13 protein-coding genes are annotated in these 20,518 nt (G+C 70.4%); 6 read left to right on the forward strand and 7 right to left on the reverse strand.

Going from position 1 to position 20,518, the window contains the following annotated elements:
* The first annotated feature begins 11 nt into the window (after positions 1-11).
* The 4 genes from HUA75_RS13675 (at position 12) to HUA75_RS13690 (ending at position 8,098) form a co-directional block, all read left to right on the forward strand.
* Entirely contained in the window at positions 12-3,914 is a 3,903-nt protein-coding gene (locus HUA75_RS13675) for a protein kinase (protein ID WP_174486654.1), read from the forward strand.
* A gap of 124 nt (positions 3,915-4,038) precedes the next feature.
* Entirely contained in the window at positions 4,039-5,724 is a 1,686-nt protein-coding gene (locus tag HUA75_RS13680; RefSeq protein ID WP_217446068.1) for a HEAT repeat domain-containing protein, read from the forward strand.
* Between the two features lie 33 nt (positions 5,725-5,757).
* The gene (locus HUA75_RS13685) at positions 5,758-7,107 is read left to right on the forward strand and encodes an HD-GYP domain-containing protein (RefSeq protein ID WP_174486656.1); all 1,350 of its coding nucleotides are present in this window, start codon (positions 5,758-5,760) and stop codon (positions 7,105-7,107) included.
* A gap of 187 nt (positions 7,108-7,294) precedes the next feature.
* The gene (locus HUA75_RS13690; RefSeq protein WP_246137260.1) at positions 7,295-8,098 is read left to right on the forward strand and encodes an Ig-like domain-containing protein; all 804 of its coding nucleotides are present in this window, start codon (positions 7,295-7,297) and stop codon (positions 8,096-8,098) included.
* 137 nt (positions 8,099-8,235) lie between these two features.
* Here the strand turns inward: HUA75_RS13690 and traB are convergent, their stop codons facing one another.
* From traB to HUA75_RS13710, 4 genes are all read right to left on the reverse strand, one after another.
* Entirely contained in the window at positions 8,236-9,867 is a 1,632-nt protein-coding gene (gene traB, locus HUA75_RS13695; RefSeq protein WP_174486657.1) for an outer membrane exchange protein TraB, read from the reverse strand.
* On the reverse strand, positions 9,864-12,050 hold the full coding sequence (gene traA / locus HUA75_RS13700) for an outer membrane exchange protein TraA family protein (protein ID WP_371746106.1): 2,187 nt from the start codon (positions 12,048-12,050) through the stop codon (positions 9,864-9,866). The genes traB and traA overlap by 4 nt, the downstream gene beginning before the upstream one ends.
* A 367-nt stretch (positions 12,051-12,417) precedes the next feature.
* Positions 12,418-13,488: a hypothetical protein gene (locus tag HUA75_RS13705; protein WP_174476107.1), complete on the reverse strand. Its 1,071-nt coding sequence runs from the start codon at positions 13,486-13,488 to the stop codon at positions 12,418-12,420.
* Between the two features lie 151 nt (positions 13,489-13,639).
* Positions 13,640-15,385: a GTPase domain-containing protein gene (locus tag HUA75_RS13710; protein ID WP_174486659.1), complete on the reverse strand. Its 1,746-nt coding sequence runs from the start codon at positions 15,383-15,385 to the stop codon at positions 13,640-13,642.
* Between the two features lie 107 nt (positions 15,386-15,492).
* On the opposite strand from HUA75_RS13710, the gene HUA75_RS13715 reads away from it, so the two are divergent.
* The gene (locus HUA75_RS13715; RefSeq protein WP_174487023.1) at positions 15,493-16,860 is read left to right on the forward strand and encodes a thioredoxin family protein; all 1,368 of its coding nucleotides are present in this window, start codon (positions 15,493-15,495) and stop codon (positions 16,858-16,860) included.
* A 9-nt stretch (positions 16,861-16,869) separates the two neighbouring features.
* Here HUA75_RS13715 and HUA75_RS13720 read toward each other — a convergent pair whose 3' ends face one another.
* From HUA75_RS13720 to HUA75_RS13730, 3 genes are all read right to left on the reverse strand, one after another.
* Entirely contained in the window at positions 16,870-18,036 is a 1,167-nt protein-coding gene (locus HUA75_RS13720; protein ID WP_174486660.1) for a metallophosphoesterase, read from the reverse strand.
* 15 nt (positions 18,037-18,051) lie between these two features.
* On the reverse strand, positions 18,052-19,176 hold the full coding sequence (locus HUA75_RS13725; protein ID WP_141643653.1) for a helix-turn-helix transcriptional regulator: 1,125 nt from the start codon (positions 19,174-19,176) through the stop codon (positions 18,052-18,054).
* 479 nt (positions 19,177-19,655) lie between these two features.
* Positions 19,656-20,090 (reverse strand): hypothetical protein, encoded by a 435-nt coding sequence (locus tag HUA75_RS13730; protein WP_141643652.1) that lies wholly within the window; start codon positions 20,088-20,090, stop codon positions 19,656-19,658.
* Between HUA75_RS13730 and HUA75_RS13735 the strand changes: the two genes are divergently transcribed.
* Positions 20,065-20,502 (forward strand): hypothetical protein, encoded by a 438-nt coding sequence (locus tag HUA75_RS13735; protein ID WP_246137259.1) that lies wholly within the window; start codon positions 20,065-20,067, stop codon positions 20,500-20,502. The genes HUA75_RS13730 and HUA75_RS13735 overlap by 26 nt on opposite strands.
* Positions 20,503-20,518: the final 16 nt, after the last annotated feature.

Below are 20,518 nucleotides of genomic sequence, written 5' to 3' on the forward strand. Positions count from 1 at the left end.
GTGCGAGGGAGATGATGTCCGCCCGCGGCTCGGTTCCTCTCGTCTTTGGCCGCTATGCGGTGCTGAGTCGGCTCGCCGTGGGAGGCATGGGCGAAATCTTCCTGGCGCGACAGGTGGGCGTCAGCGGCTTCGAGCGGGCTGTCATCCTCAAGAACCTGTTGCCCGACTTGCTGGAGCAGGAAGGTTCGCTGGAGATGTTCCTCGACGAGGCGCGGGTGGCGGGGCGCCTCAACCATCCCAACGTCGTCTCCGTGTTCGAGGTCGGCGAGTGGGAGGGCACCTTCTACATCGCCATGGAGTACATCGAAGGAGAGAACCTGGGGCGGCTGGCGCGCGCGGCGTCGCGCTCGGGTGCCGCGCTGAGCCCCGCGGTGTGCGCGGAAATCATCCGTGATGCCGCGCTCGGATTGGACCATGCGCACCAGGCCGTGGACGTCCAGGGCGTGCCGCTGGACCTGGTCCACCGCGACATCAGTCCGCAGAACATCATGGTGCGGCTGGATGGCGTGACGAAGGTGGTGGACTTCGGCGTGGCCAAGGCGAGCAATCGCTCCACCCGAACGCGCACCGGCATCCTCAAGGGCAAGCTGCGGTACATGTCACCCGAGCAGGTGCGCAACCAGCCGCTCGACGGACGCAGTGACCAGTACGCGCTGGGCGTGGTGCTGTGGGAGTTGGTGACGCACCGCCCGTTGGTGGAGACGGACAATCCCGCGGAGGCGATGCGGCGCATCGCCCTGACTCCCGCGCTCAAGCCGTCGATGCTCGTCGATGGTGTCTCTCCTCTCCTGGAGAACATCATCCTGCGCATGCTGGCCAAGCCGCGTGAACAGCGCTTCGAGCGCTGCGCCGACGTCGCACGCGCGCTCCAGCAGTACCTGGACGAGAGCCCTCGAAAGCCCGAGGACGGCGTCTCCGCGACGACCGAGCGACTGGTGGGTGAGGTGGTCCGCGCGAGGATGCGCGAGTCGGCCGTGGGCCTGGGCAGCCTCTTGCCGCGTGCGACAGGCTCCAGTGTGACCTGTCCCCGGTGCGGCCAGTCCACCGGTGGCACCAGTCGCTTCTGTCCTCACTGCGGCAGTGCGCTCAACCCGGCCTCTGAGCCCCAGACGCGCAGCGGGCTCTCCGGGATGGCGCCTGCCTCGGAGGTGTCCGAGGTCACCTCCGGACACCTCATCGACCCGGAGGCTCCCCCGACGGAGCCGCACGTCCCGGCCGCCACCACGGCGACACTGCAGGCCCAGGCGCTCGACGCTGCTTCCCCAGCGGCCACGGTGAGGATGCGGGGGCGAGAGGCGGGCGCGCTCCGGCGCAAGCTCGTCATCGTCACGGTGGAGGTGGAGGGCGCGGAGGCGCTGCGGCGAGCGCTGGGGCCTGAGGAGGGAATGGAGGCGGTGGGCCACCTGCTGGACCTCGTCGCCTCCATCGCCGAGCGACACGAAGCCGAAGTGGTGCAGCTCACCGAGTCTCGTTGGAGCCTCGCCTTCGGGCTGCCGGTGTCGCGTCGAGACGACCCGCTGCGCGCGGTGCGCTGTGGGCTGGAGCTGCTGCGCGCGGTGGAGACACTGGGGCTGTCGCCCGCACCCGTGTCGAGGGCGGGCCTGGAGTTCGACGCGGTCCTGGTGAGCGGGGGTGGCGGGCGCGTGCCCTGGCGGGTGACGGGCGCGGGGCTGGAGCGGTCCGCCGCGTTGGCTCAGGCCGCGTCACCGGGCGAGGTGCTGGCGGGAGCGGCGGCGAAGGTGCTGCTGGAGGAAGCAGTGCGCTTCGGCGCGGAGCGAGCGGTGTCGTCGGGCGCGGCGTGGCGCGTGGAGGGGCTGGGCGGCGTGGTTCGCGGAGTGCCCTTCGTGGGACGCGCGGATGCGCTGGTCGCGGCGCGGGCCGTGGTGGAGTCGGTGCGCGCGGGGCAGGGTGGCGTCAGGCTCTTCGCGGGCGCCGCGGGCGTGGGAAAGAGCCGACTGCTGGAGGCCGTGGCAGAGAGCGCCTCCCAAGTGGCCTCACTGCTCGTGGTGCGGACCAGCGCGGAGGACCTGCGCGGCGCGGGGGCGATGGGTTTGATGCGCTCGGTGCTCACGGGACTGGCGCGCGCGCTGGGCCCGGTGCCGGACGGCGCTCCGCTTCAGCCGCTCGGCGCGCTGGGGCTCTCCTCGCAAGAAGTCGCGGCGCTGTGGCGGCGGTTGTCTCATGGCGGGCCGTCGGGACAACTCCAGGCCGGCGACGCGACGGTGACGGAGACGCTGCTGCGCGCCGCGCGTCCCGGTGGCGTGCTGCTGCTCGTGGATGATGTGCACCACGCGGACGTGGCCTCGCTGGAGTTGCTGGTGTCGCTGCTGAGCACCCCTGGCTCGCGGGTGGGTCTGGTCGCGACGACAGTGCCGGACGTGCTGCCCGTCGCGCTCGCCCCGCTGCCGCTCTCCGTGCTGGAGGGAATGCCCCGGCCGGAGCTGCGGGCCCTGCTGGGCGCGGCCTTTGGGGCGCTTCCGAGCGCGGAGGTGGAGAAGCTCGTCGTCGAGCGTGCCCACGGCAATCCCTCCTTCGCGCTGGAGTTGATGCGGGCCCTGGTCGAGCGTGGCGCCGTGCAGCGTCTGGGGGGCTCCTGGCAGGCGACAGCGCCTCTGGGGGAAGCGGCGCTGCCCGACAGCCTTGGCCTCGCGCTGGGGGCCCGTCTGGACTTGCTGCCGCCGCAGCTCCAGCGCTTCCTCACGCGTGCCGCCGTCGAGGGCTCCGTCTTCTCTTCGGCGCTGGTGCGCGCGTCTCTCCCGGCCGAGGACGCTGTCGAGGATGCGGCGGAGCTGCTCGTCGCGGATGGCTGGCTCGTGGAGGTGGCGGAGCGGCCGGGGTGTCTGCGCTTCATGCAGGAGCTTTCGCGTCAGGTGTTGTTGGAGCGGTTGCCGGCAAGCGCGCTGCGTCGCTCGCATCAGGAGCTGGCGGAAGTGCTGGCACAGGATGCCTTCGCAGCCGAGCCCGCGCGCGAGGTTCGCGTGGCCGACCACCTGCTCGCCGCAGCCGCACCTGGCGCCGCCGCGGCCTGCGAGCGCGCCGGTGAGCGACTTTCCGCGCGAGGCGAGTGGCGCGCGGCCTCCGACTACTTCCGCCGCGCGATGGGAGACGCCCCAGGAGCCACGCCCGCCGCGCGACTATGGCAGCTCGGCATGCTGACGCGAGCGTGCACCTGTCTGACGCAGGTGGACCCCACGGCCGTGGAGCCGCTCGCCGCGCCCTGGCTGGAGAAGCTGCCCGATACCGAGTCGCCCGCGGCTCGCGCGGAGGTGGTGCGCCGTGTCGCTTCCGCGGACCTGAAGCTCGGCCGCGTCGCCGCCGCCGAGGCGCGCCTGCTAGGCATTCGCACCGCCGCCGCATCGGACCCGGAAGTCCTTGCGTGGGTGCTGGGCGAACAGGCCCGCGCCCGCGAGGCCCGGGGCGATATCGCTGGAGCTGTGGACTTGCTGACACAGTCCTTCCAGCGCATGGGCGGTCGTCCCGCTCGTGCGTCGGACTTCTACTGGGAGCACCTCAACCTGCTGGGTCGCCTCCAGCTCCGGCTCCAACAGACGGAGAAGGCCCGCGCCAGCTTCACCCACGCGTCCGAGCAGGCTCGCGCCACGGGCCATGTCGTGGGCCAGGCACGCGCCCTCTCGAACCTCGCGGGTCTGCGCGTCCTCGCTGGTGAGCACGCGGCGGCGCTCGCCGAACTGGAGCGAGCGCTCGTTCTGGCCGAGCAGGGGGGCGATGCGCAGGAGGCCGCGCGCATCCACTACAACGTGGGGCGTCTGCTCGGTGCGGGGGGCAGGGCAGACGAGGCGCGTGAGCGATTGGAGCGGGCCCGGGAGCGCGCCCGACTCGCTGGGTGGCGCGAGGGAGAAGCCCTGGCAACCCAGGCCCTGGGGGCGCTGGGCGCCCACGCGCCTCGTTCTTGAAAGACAACCTTCATTTGGTGGTGCTTGGATTCTGGCTTTAGTGTCGTGGAGGGACTCCAATGAATTGCCAGCCATGCCCACTCCCGCTTCCAGAGGTCAGACAATAGCCCCAGGCGCCGTGGGATTGCCCGCGCTCTCGCCGGGGGACGCCGCGACGGAGGTGGGCCACGCGCTGAACAAGGTGCTGGGCGCCTATCGCTTCTACGCGGAGGGGCATGCCGCGCTGGTGGAGGTCCAACAGCGATTGAGCGAAGCGGTGCGGCGCTACCACGAGGTGACGAGCGAGGCGGTGGTGCTGCACGTTCGCTCCTCGGCGCTGCTCCTGGGAGACGTGGTGCTCGTGGAGTCGGCGTCCGCGAAGGACTCGGTGACGCGGCCCCTCTTCCTGGAAGGTGTACAGGAGGTGCTGCTGCAACCGGGTTTGGATTCGGAGGAGCTGAGCGCCTTCCTGGGGATGTGGCACCGCGCGCTACAGCGCACGCTGCCTCCGGAGTACGACTTCTATACGTGGTTCTGGGAGCGGGGCTTCGAGGACATCGAGCTCGTCGTCGCGGAGGTGCCCGCGTCGGCGGAGACGGGCGAGTCCGCGCAGGCCGAGGCCCAGTTGGCCGAGCGCGAGGAGCAGCTCTTCGCGGAGCTCACGCGGCGCCAGGCCTCGGGCTCCGGCCGCCGTCGGCCCGTGGGACATGACGAGTGGCTGGCGCGACTGGAGGCGGAAGTGCTGGCCCCCGTCAGCGCACAGGACCTGGTGCGCTCTGGAGCGCCGGCCTTCGCGGGCGCGAGCGACATGGAGCTGGCGGAGCTGCGAGCCCTGCTGGAGCGCGAGCGGGGCGGCGAAGGCGTGCACGAGCGGAGCCTGTGGGTGGTGTGGGGCCTGCTCGCGGTGTGTCGCGAGGAGGAGCGCTCGGAGCTCCTGGCGTGGATGGAGGAGCTGCTCTCCGGCCTCGTCTCGAATGGCCGCTGGGCGGAGCTGTCGCAGGTGGTGCAGGGCATGACGCGGGATGCCCGGGCCTCGGGCGCGCGCACGCCGGACCTCTATGCCGTCACTCGGCTGTTCTTCCGGGAGAAGACGCGCTTCGCGCTGGCCCAGGCCACCGCCCAGCCGGGCTTGCTGCTGCGCGTGTTGGAGTTGTTGAGCGCGCTGCCTCGGGATGCGCTCCAGGGCGCCACGGACCTGCTCTTCGAACTGCCCTCGCCCGAGGCCCGTGGGGCCCTGGCGAAGCTGCTCGTGCGCCGGGGCATTTCGCTGAACATCCTGGTGGCGCGGGCCTCGTCCCTGGGCGAGGCGGACCTGGACTGGGTGCAGTTCCTGCGCGAGTCGGGACCGGAGTCGCTGCCGTTGACGGCGGCCCTGCTGGGACATCCCCGACCGGAGGTGCGCGCGGCGCTGCTGTCCCGGCTGAGTCCTCGCGACGTGGAGGCCCAGCGCTCGCCGCTCCTGAAGCTCCTGGCGGACCCCGCGGTGGGAGTGCGTGGCGCGGCGCTCGTGTTGCTGGTGCGCTACGGCGTGGATGCGGCGGTGGGGCCGTTGGTGTCCCGGCTCGATGCGCGGATGGAGCTGCGCGAGCGCATGGCGGTGCTGCGCGCGCTCGCGGACCTGGGAGGCCCCATCGCTGGCGCTGCGCTGCGCTCTTCCTTCGAGCGAGCGCAGGACATCGAGCTGAAGACCCACTGCGCGCGCTGCATCGGCATCCTCGGAGACCCGAGGGCCCGGCCGTTGTTGGAGGCGGTGGCGAACAAGCTCTTCGCGCCGCGCAATCTGAAACAGGCCTGTCGGGAAGCGCTGGCGCAACTGGCCCCGGTGGGCTGAAGCCGACGGACGGACGTCGGGGGACGCGGAGACATGGACACGTCGACGACACGGGAGGACGCGGCACAGGTGGGCCCGAGGCTCATGGGCGTCGTCGTTCGGTGTCTGAACACGGTGTCCCTGCATGACGTGGACAACGCGGGCGTGAAGGAGGCGCTCGAGGAGCTGGGTTCGCTGCTGGACGCGGAGCTGCGGGGACAGAAGTCAGTGGAGCTCCAGTGCGTGGGCGGCATCCCCTTCCTCAACGGCGCGAGGATGAAGCTGGGTGAGGAGCATCTGGAGACGGCCGTCTCGCTGCGGCGCTACCTGGAGCATCTCCAGGTGCAGGAAATCTCCTTCGGCTCGGGCCTGCGTCGCGAACACCTGCGGGCCTTCTTCGTCGCCTTCCAGAAGCACCGGCGCGCGCAGAAGCCGCAGGCCATCCTCCAGGAGAAGCTGGGGCCCATCCGCCTGCGCGACGTGTTGTCGTCCACGAACGTGCTGACCCCGCGTGAGGTGATGCTCCGCTACTACGCGCGGCTCGTCGTCCTCCTCAAGCACGTCATCACCTCGCAGGGGCAGGTGCGCGTCGAGCGCTTCCGCCGCGTGCTGTTGCGCCTGGCCGAGTCCTCCGTGGGCCACGAGTCGCTCCTGGTGGGCCTCACGCGCTTTCGCCGGACAGACGTGGATGGGGGGCAGCACGGAGCGGCGGTGGCGGTGCTGTCGCTGTTGATGGCGCGGCGGATGGGGCTGTCGCGCGCGCAGCAGTTGGACCTGGCCCTCAGCGGGCTGTTCCATGACCTGGGGCGGGGGGCCACCACGCTCGCGCCGGAGCAGGAGTTCGACCGCGCCTCCCATGAGTTGCTGGCGCGGCGGGGCCCGCTGAAGACGGCGCTCCGGCTGTTGCAGCGCCCGTTGGACGCCAGTCGACTGGAGCGTGTCGTGGCCGCGCATGACTGCCTCCAGCCGGCGTGGAGTGGACCGGTGCAGCGGCCGGTGGGGTTGGCGGGGCGGCTGCTCGCGGTGCCCTGTGCCTTCGACCTGCTGACGTTTCCGGCGCCGCCTCATCCTGGGCTGGCACCGGACACGGCGCTGCGGCTCATCACCCACCGGGCGGGCACCCGGTTCGATGCGAGGGTGGTCCGCCTGTTCACCGCGGTGGCCGGCTTCTACCCGGTGGGGACGCTGGTGCGCCTGTCTGGGGGGCAGTTGGGCGTGGTGATGGATGTGCCCACGGATTCGGCGCAGGCGGCCAGACCCCGCGTCCGGGTCATCCAGGGGGCGGGTAAGACGAAGGCGGACTACGTCGTCGACCTCGCGGAGCCCGGGCAGCGGCTCAACATCGTCGCGTCCCTCGATTCCACCGAGAGTGACTTCAACGTCCCCCACTTCCTCTTCTCCTGAGGGGGCGAGTGGATACCGCCTGTCTGGACGAGTGCCTTGCGGACGGCATCGGGCGCGGAGGCTGTGAGAAGAGGGCCTCGCGGTTCACACGTGGGGCGAGGGGCGTGGTTAAAATGGGCACTACTCCCACCCCGCTTCGTTGTCTGTCTCCGCCGCCGTGAAGACGCCGCGTTTCCTATTTCGTTCCGTGCTTGTTCTCGCGCTCGGCCTCTTGGGCGCATGTGGGCCGTCGCCCGAGTCCCTGACCTTCCAGCCGCTGGAGTCGAAGTTCCTGCGCACGCCGGGGCAGAACGTGAAGTTGGACTACACGGTCCTCGATGCCGAGGGTCAGCGCATGTCCGAGCCGAAGCTGCGGTGGACCAGCTCCGCGACGGATGTGGCGCTGGTGCAGGACGGCGTGGTGACGGTGCGCAAGTCCGGCAAGACGGTCATCGGCGTGACGGGGGGCAAGGTGCGTGAGGCCCTGCCGTTGGACCTGATCATCCTGAACTCGTTGGATGTGCGCGCGCCGGGTGCCGACTTCATGGAAGTGGGCCGCGTCATCAAGATGCGCGTGGTGGCGCGCAATGAGCAGGGCGCATCGCTTCCTGATGCCGTGCCGGAGTTCCGTTCGTCGGACGAGTCGGTGGCGCGGGTGGAGGAGGGACAGTTGGTGGCGGTGAAGCCCGGCTCGGCCACGGTGAGCGCGAGCCTGGGGCACCTGGCCCGGCACATCGCCGTCCAGGTGGTGCCCGCGGACTTCGCGCGCCTGGGCCTCAACCTCACCCACCATCAGTTCCAGCGTCCGGGGCAGTCGGTGTTGCTCCTGGCGCGGGCCTTCAATCGCAACGGCGTGGTGCTCGACAGCGTGCCGCTGGAGTGGTTCACGTCGGACGCAGCCGTGGTGTCGGTGTCCCAGGACGGCCGGGTGACGGCGGTGGGGCAGGGGCGCGCGGTGGTCTCCGTTGTCGCCGGTCGCCGCCGCTCCGCCGCGGAGTTCGTCGTTCCCTGACGGTGGTGCGGGGCCCTTCGGTGGAGACCGCCTGTGCCGTGGATGCCGGCGGCTTCCGCGTGCGCGCGAGTCGTTCGTGACGCCTCGCTGAGGGGCGCGGCGTGCGGCAGATGCTGTCGGAGCCCGCGCCGCCGCGCTTACGGCTTCGGCGCGGCGGGGCTGGCCTTGGGGCTTGGCGCTTTCGTACGGGGGCGCTTGCCCTTCTTTTCGGACGGGTCCTCGGGGCAGGGCGGACGCGGGCCATCGCTGGGCGGTTGGATGGTGAAGTCGACGCGGCGGTTGAGCGCCATGCCTTCTTCCGTCGCGTTGTCGGACAGCGGCCGGCTGCGACCGAAGCCCTGCGAGCACACCCGCTCCGCCGCCACGCCGCTCTGGATGAGGAAGCGCATCACGCTGGACGCACGCCGACGCGACAGGTCCAGGTTGTACGCATCGCTCGCGCGAGCATCCGTGTGGCCTTCCACCAACACCCGGTCCATCTCCGGGTTCTCGTTCATCACCCGGGCGACCTCCTCCAGAATCGGGAAGGACTCGGAGAGGATGACGTCCTGGTCCGTGGCGAAGTTCACCTGCTCCAGGATGACAATCTTGTTCCCGTCGCGGCGCGCGAGCGGGCAGCCATCGCGGCCCCGGCTTCCCGCTGGCTGGTCCGGGCACCTGTCGAGCCGGTCCACGGTGCCGTCGCTGTCGCGGTCCGTGTCCGGGCAGCCCGCGTTCTCCACGGGGCCGGGCACATCCGGGCACTTGTCGCCCACGCCAATCACCGAGTCGCCATCCGGGTCCACCGGCGGAGGAGGCGGCGGTGCCGGCTCGGGCGGCTCCTTGAAGCGCTCCAGCGCCTCCCACTCGCGCGTCTTCGCCGGAATCCAGATGATGGACGTGAAGAAGCTCAGCGTGGGCGACGCGAGCGAGCAGCCACAGCCCGCGCCGCCGCCGAAGGTGAACGTCACGCCCGTGGAGCTGTACCAGCGAAGGCCGACGAGCAGCTCCGCGGGAATCTGCCGCTCCGTTCCAGGGGCCTTCTTCAACCCCACCGCGCCGTTCACCATGGCGAGCGCGGTGATGCCACTGCCTCGGAGGATGGGCACCTCGGTGCCGAGGCCGAAAGGCGCCATGTCACCCAGCGCCACACCGTCGAACACGCGGTCCGGCCGCTTCCAGAAGCCGCCGTTGAACGCGAGCAGGATGCCGTTGCCGAAGCGGTAGTCCAGCACGAGCCCGGGGGCCCACGTCATCTCGCCCTCACCGGCGAACGCGTCCTGCGCGCCCGTGGGGAAGGACACGTTGAGCGTCAGCGCGGCGCCCCAGCCCTTGCCCTCGGCGGGACGGCGAAGGCCCGGGATGGCCACCTTGCCGGAGAGGCGCAAGTCACCGAGCACGAAGCTCTCCACGCTTCCCTCGGTGCCGATGACCTCCAGGTTCTGTCCGCCCTGGGCGAGGATGAGCGGCAGGTCCACGCCAATCTCGCCCCAGTCGAACAGGCCCACCATGGCCATGACGTCGAGCTGGAGGCGGTTGCCCACCAGGCTGATCTTCTCGAGGTCTCCGCCCTCGGGCACCAGCGTGAGGGGGTTGAGCGAGTAGCTGAAGTACGGCCCGAAGGCCACGGACATGTGTGACAGCGGACGGGACTGGGTGACGACAACCAGGTCCTGCGGCGCCGCGGACGGGCGGAACAGCTGCACGTCGAAGCGGGCGTCCGGCTGGGCGGAGGCGACGGTGGCCCCTCCGAGCGCCAGGAGGAGGAGCGGCAGGCGGAAGGGTTTCATCGGACGCGGCGCTGGGAGCGGAGGAGCAGGAGGCCCGCGGCGAGCAGGACGAGGATGGTGGCGCTGCCAGCCGGAGTGGCATCGGCGGCGGTGCCGCAGCAGAAGGCGCCGCCCTGCGGGTCGGTGCCGGGCTTGCGTCGGCCTCGCTCGCACTCCTGCGTCTTGGCCGAGCAGTGCTGGACGCCGAGGCAGTCGCCGCTGTCCTCGCACGAAGAGGAGCAGGTGTTGTTGGTGAGGTCGCAGGTGCCGCCGCAGGGGCAGTGCGCGTCGGCGAAACATTGGACGCAGGCTTCGCCATCGCAGACGAGGCCCGCGTCACAGGTCACCGCGCAGGCGCCGGCGTTCTCACAGGTGCGCGTCGTGGGGTTGCACTGGCCGCTGCCGCAGTCGTCATTGCTCCTGCAGCCGACGCAGGTGCTGTTCTGGACCGAGCCGTCCGACAGACAGAAGGGGGCGTCGGTCTCGCACGCTTCGCAGCGCGAGCCGCAGTGGCGGTCGGTGGTGCAGGTGCTGCACTCGCCGCTGAGACAGAACTGGCCGTCGCCACATTCCAGGTCGGTGCGGCACTGAACGCAGACCTCGCCGTCGAGGCAGAAGGGGCGCTCGCCAGGGCACTTGGCGCAGGCGGGGCCGCAGGCATCGGCGGTGTTGCACTCGGGCAGCGTGGTGACGCAGGTGCCGTTGAGCGGATCGCACTTCTGACCGTTAGCGCACTGGTCATCGGTGGTGCACTCGACGCAGGAGGGAGACCCGCCGGCGGTCAGTGCGGAGCACTGGGTGCCATTGGGGCAGCAGTTGCAGGAGTTGCCGGCGCACTGGTCATCGGTGGCGCAGGGGGCGCACTCGTGATTGGTGCAGACTTCACCGCGGACACACTGCGAATCGTCATTGCACTCGCGGCACTGGTTGATGTCAGTCGCGCAGACCTGGCCATCGGGGCAGTGCTCATCGTCGGTGCAGGGGACGCAGGTGGCGGTGGGCTCGTCGCAGACGGCGCCCGGGCAGTCCGCGTCGTCGTTGCAGCCCGAGCACTGGTTGGTCCCGAGGTCACAGCGGCCGGTGTTCGGGCAGTCGTTGTCGTCGTTGCAGCCCCGGCACGTGTTGTCGCTCAGGTCGCAGCGGCCGTTGGTCGGGCAGTCGTCGTCGCCGTTGCAGCCTCGGCAGGTGTTGTCGATCAGGTCGCAGCGGCCGTTGGGGCATTGGCTATCATCCGTGCACTGCACGCATTGCGTGTTGCCGTTGATGTTGGCGCAGAGAGGCGTGGATTGACCGCAGGGAGAGCAGGCCGCGCCGCAGCGGAGCGAGGAGTCGCAAGGGGCGCACAGGGCCGCGGCGTTGCAGTGATAGTAGGGATCACAGCCGCCATTGTTGGGGGCGTTGACGTTGGAGCGGCTGCACTGCTCGCAGCGATTGGGGTTCGTCGAATAGGACGGGATGCCGTTCTCTGTCTGGAAGAACTGCGCGGGCTGGAGCAGTTGGAAGTTGGAGCTGTACAGGTTGATGATCGGCGGAATGTTGGCTGCTCGCTCGAAGTCCGTGAAGGCTCCTACGAGCATCGACATCTCCAGCGCGGCGTGCTCCGTCACCTGGACGTACAGAACCTCAACGGCGTAGAGCCCCGACTGGGCGAAGGTCACGCTGTTGGTAGTTCGCCATGTGGCTGCGCCGAGTTGTGGCGGTCGGTTGATGACCGTATAGGCCTGGACACGGTCATAGATGACCAGGCTGACGGCATCGTCCGAGTAGTACCCAAGATGAAGTGTCTGGCCTACGAGGTTGGCGGGGATGTTCAAGTAGCCGCGAAAGCGGGAGACGAATGGAGTCAACGCATCATTGTCGTTGATGACGTTGAAACTGCATCCACCGGTGGAACAGCCAGGCATGCTGACCTGACCCACGAAGTCGCCAAAGCTGAGCGTGCGACCATCGTTGAGGTTGTTCGACAGATCGAACGGTGTGCGCAGTACGGTTGTGATGCGGTTCTGCTTGCTGATGGGCTCCTCGAAGAACCCGTTGATGCCGTCGAGGAATGTGCCGCGCGTCTGCGGAAACTCGCCTGGGGTCCGCGTCCACACGTTGGACGCGACGCACAGGCCCTGGCCGCTCTCGCTCAGCGCGGGGGCAATAGGCGGACCGGCGACGGTGACGTCCGGTAGCTTCTGGGCCCACGCAGAGGGGGCCACGAGGCACACCGCGAGGGCAGCGAGCGCGAATCGCGCGATGCGGAACAAGGGGGATTTCAAGGCCGCGCCAGCATGCTGGAAGCCTCTGACAAACTCAATTCTCCGGCCATCTGTGCGTCCACGGTGCCATGTGACGTGAGAGGTCAGTCTCCGGACACCAAACCTGTGCCTCTACCGACACAGGTTGTAGCTGTTATCCAGAACAGCCCGAAAATCCCGGCCCCGTGTCGTGTGCGCGGGACTCCTACGGGACGCAAGGCTCACCCTCGGGGCCGACCCATTCGCTCCCGTCCACCCATCCTCCGGATTCGTGAACCGGACACCTCCTCCCGACTTGGAGGGTGCCCCTCACGGGCGCGACCTCACGTCACGCGCGACGACAGGCCGCGTCACCGTCCTGGGAGCGGATGAACGCGGCGGTCAGTTCGGTGCCGACGGCGGCGCCCAGGACCTCGTACGTGCGCCGACGCGCTCCGCCCACGACGGACGGCTGATGCGCGAGCGACTCCGGGTGCCGCACGAAGATGTTGTACCCGACGATGCACCCATCCGCGCGAAGCACGGTGATTCCATCCGTCGCCATCATCCCGCGCAGAAGCTGCCCGGTGGCTCGCACCGCAGTGGCCGCCGAGTCGGTCGGGTCCACGTGATAGCGGTCCAACAGCGCCACGATGTCCAACGGGCGCGGCAGGATGATGCCGTCCACGAAGAGCGTGGAGCCCGCGCGCTCCCGGGGCAGCACCGCCACCAGCGCCCCATGGGACGACTGCATCACCTCGAAGAGCACGCGCCGGAAGAAGCCTCGGGCTCGCTCCAGACTGGCGCTCGCCACGCCATCCGTGATGGCCTCCGCCAGCTCGTTGAGCACCGCGGGAGGTGACGCCCCCTCCACGCGCGCACCCGACAGGTACACGTGCCGGCACAGCCCGCCACCCGCGCGCAGCTCCAGCATGTTGTCCGCGAGCTGGAGCACACCCACGACACCCGCCTGCGCCTCCTCCGTCCGCCGCAGCCGCTCCAACGGTGACTCCGCGAGCGGAAACGGGTCCGTGCGGAACACGCCGTAGGCGAAGCCCTCCGGCACCCGCAGCAGGTACAGCGCCCACCACCGCCCCTGCCCCAACGGCGCGCACTGCTTGAGTGCTCGCTGGACGGTGGCGCGTGAGCGGGGCCCGATGCCGATGGCGATGGGGTCCTTGCCGCCCAGCAGCGCGAGCATCTGCCCCAGGTCGTCCCCCATGAAGGCCATGGGGAACAGCGGGGCGCCTTCCTCGCGGTAGCGCGACAGCGTGACGATGAGCTCGCCGATGGAGTCGGCCGTCTGCGCGCACGACATCCCCGCCTCATCCAGGAACGTACCGACAGCGTCGGTCAGCAGGTGGCGGAAGGAAAGGACGGGAGGTGGGGAGCCCGGTGCTCCGGGGTCCGAGCCATTCATGACGCTCGCAGCATGGCGCATTGTCGCCGCACACGCACGGACCGAATGTCATCCGTCCTGTCCGTCCGCGCGGTGTCGCCTCGGTGTCTCAGTGCGCACGCCTCCCAGCCCGCTGAACCAGGAGGACGACGGCTCGTCCACCCGCCAGCCGTCACGACAGCTCGGCCCGAGTCGCCTCCAGCCGCGCGGCGGTGTGGTTCCAGTCGTCCGCCAGCCCATCCAGGTGGCCGAGCACGTCCGAGAAGAACCGCGTCTCCAGCGCGCGGGCCAGCGTGGCGCCATGCGCGTCCGCCCACTTGCGGGTGACGCGGGCACGCACCTGGGCGCCCAGCAGGTCCACGAAGCGCTCCATCAGCGGCGTGGACAACAGCGTCCCCGCCCACACCACCGCGTCATGGCCGAAGCCGCCCGTGGCCACCGTCACCACCGCCGCCGCGCCCGACGGCACCGAGTACACCAGCGTCGTCAGCGTCTGGAGCAGCTCCTCGCGCATGCCTCCCTGCAGCTCGCCCGCCACCAGTTCGCGACAGTAGGCATACAGCGTGGCGCGGTCCGCCGCGTGGGCGTGCAGGGACTCGAAGCCCAGCGGCTCCTCCAGCTTCGCGAGCGTCACGGGCCCGAAGGCCTCGGTCAGCTTCTCTCGTGTCTCGGGGTCTCCGCGCCACGCGGCGACTTCCGGCGCGAAGGCATCCACCAGCCGCCGCACCCCATCCGTCATCGTCGCGTCCACCGTGCGCGAGGGCGTCTGCGAGCCCTCCGGCTCCGGCCCGGTGAAGGACTGGCGCACCTTGCGACTCACGTACGTGAGCGCCGTGGCCAGTCCCCGGAAGGGCAGCCGCACCCATTTGTGGAACTGGCTGCGCGCGTCCAGTTCGTCGCGGAAGGCATCGATGAGCACGTCCGCGGGCACCGCCTTGAGCGCCGCCGCGCGGCCCACGCCTTCCAGCTCGTGACGCAGGCGTTGCCGCAGCCGCTCCGGCTCGCTCGCCGCGCGAGTCGACGCGAGCGCCACCGCCTCCAGCTCCGCGCGAGCATCCGCGAGCGACGCCTCCAGCGCCCGCGCCTTCAGCTCCCGTGCGTGCTCGGCCTCCCCCAGGAGGGCATCGAGCGGAGGACTCCCGTCCAGCGGCTGCGTCGCGAGGGCCCGCAGGCCCGCCTCGACGTCGGGCTGGTGTGGCGCCAGGTAACGCGCGAGCGGAGGATGGCCCACGTCGGAGGCCAGCTTGTCCAGGTGCCCACGCGCCACCTCCTCGCGCGAGGCCTCGTTGTAGACGAGCAGGTACGGCCGCCCATGGCCCACGGCGGCGCGCAGGAAGTCCACCAGCGCCGCGTTCTGGTACGTCTGCCGGCTCACCACGAACACGAGCACGTCCACCGTGACGAGCAACGCCTCCGCGCGCTCGCGATTCTCCCGGTACACGCTGTCGAAGTCCGGCGTGTCCATGACGAGCAGCCCGCGTGGCACCGCGTCCGCCAGCACCAGGTACAGCCGCCCCGCGGGCCCCGGCTGGTCCACGGGCGCGAGCGCTCCGGGCGCCACCGGCACCGTGTCGTAGCGACGGGTGAGGAAGTCCTTCAGCGCGCCCGTCCACGTCTCCGGGTGGGCCGCCGCGAGGCACTGCTTCGTCAGGCCTCCCTCGGGCCTCGCGGGCGACAGCGGCGCGCCCACCAGCGCGTTGAAGAGCGTGGACTTGCCCACGTTGTTGGGGCCGGCGATGGCCACCAGCAACAGGGGCGCGTCCGCGGAGCCCAGGCGGGGAAGCAGGTCCCTGCGCAGCCGCTCGGCCAGACGCCGGGCCAGGTCCGCGTCCGACGCCTCGGGGAAGCGCTCGGGAGCGGGCAGGGCGTCCAGGGCGGACGCGAGGGAATCACGCAGGGTGTAGGGGTCTCTCGTCATCGGAGGTCCGCGCACACCAGAGCATGTGCGGGAGCGGGTGCCCAGTTGCTTGCGTGGCGGATGTCGTTGAGGGACAGAGCGGCGAGGGCGCGGTAGGGTCCGCCGCCATGCGCATCCACGCCGCCTGCCTGTTGCTGCTGGGGCTCGTCGCCTGCACCGCCGCGAACACGAACACCCCCGTGTCCACGGATGCGACGCATGCCGGAGCCCCCCTGCCGTTCATCGAGGATGACTACGCCCGCGCGCTCGCCGAGGCGAAGGCGAAGGGCATCCCCCTCTTCGTCGACGTCTGGGCACCGTGGTGTCACACCTGTCGCTCCATGAAGGCGTATGTCCTGTCGGACAAGTCGCTGGCGCGCCATGCCGGACGCTACGTCTGGTTGGAGGTGAACACCGACCTGACCCAGAACGCGGCGTTCCAGGAGAAGTTCCCCATCGAGTTCTGGCCCACGCTGTACGTCATCGACCCGCGCGAGGAGAAGCCGCTGTTGCGCTTCGCCGGCAGCGCCACGGTGGAGCAGCTCGTGAAGCTCTTCGAGGACGGTGAGCGCGCCTACAAGGGCGGCATCACCGGCGCGGAGGCGCTCCTGGCGCGCGGTGACGCGCTCTACGGCGAGGGACGCTCGGCGGAGGCCGTCGAGACGCTGACGGAGGCCCTGGCCGAGGCGCCCGCGGACTGGTCCCGTCGGGGCCGCGCGGTGGAGTCCCTGATGACGGCGATGTACGGCGCGATGCAGGTGGAGCCGTGCGCGAAGAAGGCGCTGGAGCTGTTGCCGGGCACGCCGCGCTCGCTGTCGTGGGCCAACGCCTCGATGATGGGCCTGATGTGCGCGCTGTCGATTCCGGACCAGGCCGCGAGCAAGGAGCTGCGCGTGGCCCTGGAGGCCAGGGTGGTCGAGGCCATGGGCGCTCCCATCATCGAGATGTCGGGGGATGACCGCTCCGGCCTCTACGAGATGCGGGTGGGCGCGCGGGAGCTGGAGAAGGACGAGGCGGGCGTGAAGGCGCTCGCGGGCGAGTGGCTGGCGTTCCTGGAGGCGGAGGCCGCCAAGGCGCCCAACCCCGACGCACGCTCCGTCTTCGATTCGCACCGCATGCTGGCGGCGATGAAGCTGGGCACGCCCGAGCGCGCCGTGCCCGCGCTGGAGCAGAGCGAGAAGGACCTGCCCCAGGACTACAACCCGCCCGCGCGGCTGGCCACGCTGTACCGGCTGCTGGGGCGCCTGGATGATGCACTCGCGGCGAATGACCGGGCGCTCGCGCGGGTGAAGGGCTCCCGCCGCATCAACGTGCTGTCCAACCGGGTCGACATCCACGTCGCGCGCAAGGACATCGCGGGTGCCACGAAGACGGTGGAGGACGCCGTCGCCTACGCCAAGACGCTGCCCGCCTCTCAGGTGTCGCCGCGCATGATGAAGGGCCTGGAGAAGAAGCTCGCCGGCCTCCAGGCGGAGGCCCAGCCCGCGCCGAAGTAGTCCTTCAGGTCAGCGCGCCGTCGCTCGTACGGCGGCGCGCAGACCCAGGTCGAACAGCTCGTACGCGTCGACGGAACAGTGGCTCATCCCGCCGTCGACGAAGATGAGCACCGCCTCCGCCGGGCCCGTGGCTGGCGGGGCACCGTGCGCGCAGTCCACCCGCGTGCCGTCCGTCACCAGGTGGCGAACCACCCCGTCGAGCGCCGTGCCCGACGTGACGCCCATCAGCTCCCGGATGCGCTTGTCGCGGGTGTGCCCCACCACCTGGGTGAGTCCCGAGGGAAGCCGCCTGGGGTCGAAGCGCCGACGCGGCGTCTGTCGCGTGCGCTCGGAGTCCTCCGGCTTCGTGCTGGGGCGCTGGTAGAAGATGCCCGTGCCCTCGCCGCGCGCGGCGTCGCCCGGCTGGTGCAGGCCCGGAACCTCCAGCCGTCCCTGCGTCCAGGCCTCCACCGCCGCGTCCATCGTCGCGTTCAGCGCGTGGGCCACCGCGTCCGCGTCCGCGCGGCGCTCGGGGGCAAGGCCCGTCACGTCCAGGTCCTCGTGGGTGACGCCCGCATGCAGCACCAGCAGCCCGGGGCCCGCGGCGTGCGCGGTGCGAAAGCGCCGGACGCGCAAGAGGTGCTCCACCCAGGCGCGTTGGGCTTCCAGGAAGTTGCCGAAGTCGCGGGCCACCAGCTCGGCCGTGGGCACCTGGGGCCAGCGCGCCAGGAAGGCCTTCTCCCCGGCCTCGTCGGTGAGGCCCTTCTGGTAGACGCGGTCCGCCTCCGCCTGGGCGACGGTGAAGCGGGCGTCGTCGAAGTCGGCCAGCTCTCCCACGCGGCCCAGGTCGTGGTTGCCCAGAATCAGGAGGACCTGGTCCGCGGGATGCGCGGCCAGCCAGGCCACCATCGCGAGCGCGCTGTTCGCCGCGTGCAGGCGCTCCTCGGGACGACCCCAGTCGAAGTGGTCTCCCACCGAGACGAGCTGCACGTCGGGCAGGAGCCAGCCGTCCGCGCCCAGCAGTCCGTGGTGGTCGAGGATGCCCAGGACCTTGTCGAAGTCCGCCTGCGGGTCGCCCAGGGCGAGCCGTCGTCGGCGGGGGACTCCGTCAGGGGGCGCGGAGCGGGGACCTGTCTCCACCGCCTGTCGGGCGCGAGCGTGGGCGGCCTGGATGCGGGTGGCTTGGGAGTCGTTCACCCGCTCATTGTAGAGTCAGGACGTCTGGAAGAAGCGGGCGATGAGCGCCGAGCGGCTCTCCACGTGCGCCTTGGCCAGCAGGTGCGTGACGTGGACCTCCACGGTGCGCTCCGCGCAGCCCAACCTGCCGGCGATGGACTTGTTCGTCTCGCCCTGGACGATGTGCGTGAGGACCTCGGACTCGCGCGCGGTGAGCGACCAGCGCGCGGCCAGGGCCTGCACGCGCGCGGCGGCGCTGGAGGCGGTGCCCGTGTCGATGGCCAGGTAGTGCGCGGGAAGGCCCGTGGTGCGCAGCGGCGTGAGCGTCAGCGGCCCCGAGCAGGGGATGCCCTGGGCGCCTCGGCGCAGTTGCTCCATCAGCTCCGGCTCGCCGCGCTCCAGCCACACCCGGCCCGCGCTGTTGGCGTGCACCACCCGGCCGCTGCCGCTGACGACCCAGGCGGCGCGACCGAGCGCCTCCATCGCGACCTCCAGCGCGGTGGACATCAGGCCCGACTCGCGCAGGCGCGTCTCCATCGTCAGCCGCCGCTGCAGCGTGGGCGTCAACGCCTGGAGCACCCGCTGCTCGCGCTCGGTGAAGGGCTCCTCGCGCATCAACCCCAGCCAGCCCAGGAGCGACGGCCCCTCGCAGACCAGGGTGCGAAGGAAGGCCATGCGCTCCATGCCCAGTTGCCGGTACACCGCGCCGGAGCGGGTGTTGACGCGGTCTCTCTGGGCGTCCAGCTCCGCCTCGGTCAATCCCAGACGCCGCCCCACCTCATAGGCGGGCAGGTCATGCAAGGGCATCTGCCGCGCTTCCGACTCCTGCAGCGAGCGGAAGTGCAGCGCCCGGTTGCGTTGGGCCGGCGCGGGACGGGCTGGATCATACCAACCCCAAAGACTCTCCCGGTCCGACAGGAAGGTCTCCAGGGCGTCGAAGACCGACTCCCCCTCCTGGGGGAAGCCCGAGTTGAAGGAATAGCTGACGTGGTAGCGGTCCGGCCCTACATCCACGCCGTAGGCCACCGCGCGCTCCGCCTTGAGCGTGTCGCGCAATGCCCCCAGAAGTGTGGGAAGGGACTCCGAACTCGGCTCCGCTTCGACGAGCAGGGCTTCCAGGTCCGCCAGGATACGCTGTTCCTCGGAATTCAAACGAATCACGATATCCTGAGTATACGCTGGCAATGAGTGACTCCCACTATCCCACCAACACGTCGAAGTTGTGAGTTGTTGAGCATTTATCGGCGACATGCCCTGGAGTCTGAGGCTTCCGGGTGGAAGCAGACATCAGGGCTTCCCCGCATGGAAATCGCAGTGCGTACCGCGCGACAATGAAGTGCAGGCCCACCGGGGGGGAGGGCCTTTCGCGGTAGGTTTCATGTGAGCGCGCGCCGGGGATCGACAGTCGATGCCCGGCGCGTCGCCCTTGTACCCCGCACTTTCCCTACATCTGGCGCGAAGCCCGTGACGCACCCCTGGGACGTCCGCTTCGCGCTTTGATGCGTGGCGTCATCCGCAAGGCCGCGAAACATCACTGTTTCGCAGCCGGCACGCCACTGGCTAACATATTCATGACAATGAATTCCTTCCGTGAGGCTGGACGGATGTCTGTCCATTGCTCGCGGCGAACGAATGCTCATTCAGGGGGAGTCTGAGATGACGATGATGCGCACCGGGAAACTTGCGTTGGGAATGGCCGTGTTGCTGGGCGTGACGGGGTGTCGGACGCCGGGGGCCACGGGGAGTGGAGGGATGAGCGCGTCGGAGGGGTCGTCCGACGGTTCGGGTTCGGGGTCGGGGTCGGGTGGCTCGTCGGACGGATCCGGGGATTCATCGAAGGGGTCCGGGGACTCGTCGAAGGGGTCCGGCGATTCGAGCAAGTCGGAGTCGGGCTCCAGCGAGAACTCGAACCACAGTTCCGAGGAGGGAGGGTCCAGCGAGTCGCGCTCCAGCAAGAGCGACACGGGGACCAGCGAGTCGGAGGGTGCAGGGGAGGGGAAGGACTCGCGCTCGGAGACGAGCAACAGCGAGAACAACGATGGGCGGGTGGTGTCGGCGACGACGGTGGCGGCCACGGTGATTGGCCTGGGGGTGGTCATCTGGCGGGTGATAGCGGCGGCCGAGCGGCGTCGTCAGGCGCCTCCTCCGCCGGAGGAGGTGGGGCGGGCCGCGCAGGTGTATCTGCGCTCCCGGACGCACCAGCTTCGGGAGGACCTGGCGCTGGGGGCGGGGCCCACGGTGGAGGACCTGGCGTCGGCGGCGAGCATCCGTCGGGAGAACCTGGGGACCTTCGGGCGGCTGCTGCGGGCGAACCGGCGCGAGCTGCTGGCGATGGCGGACACGCGCACCCTGACGCCCGAGCGGGCGCTGGCCTGGTTGGCGCGGGTGGGTGAGCTGGCGCGCACGGACCCGAGGCTCGACGAGGACCGGCGCGCCTTCCTCGCGGCCCATGGTGGGGAGGAGGCGACGGCGGAGGTGGTGGAGTGAGGCGCCGGGCGGCGTG

The sequence above is a fragment of the Myxococcus sp. CA040A genome (genome assembly GCF_013336725.1).
In the GTDB taxonomy this organism is placed as follows: domain Bacteria; phylum Myxococcota; class Myxococcia; order Myxococcales; family Myxococcaceae; genus Myxococcus; species Myxococcus llanfairpwllgwyngyllgogerychwyrndrobwllllantysiliogogogochensis.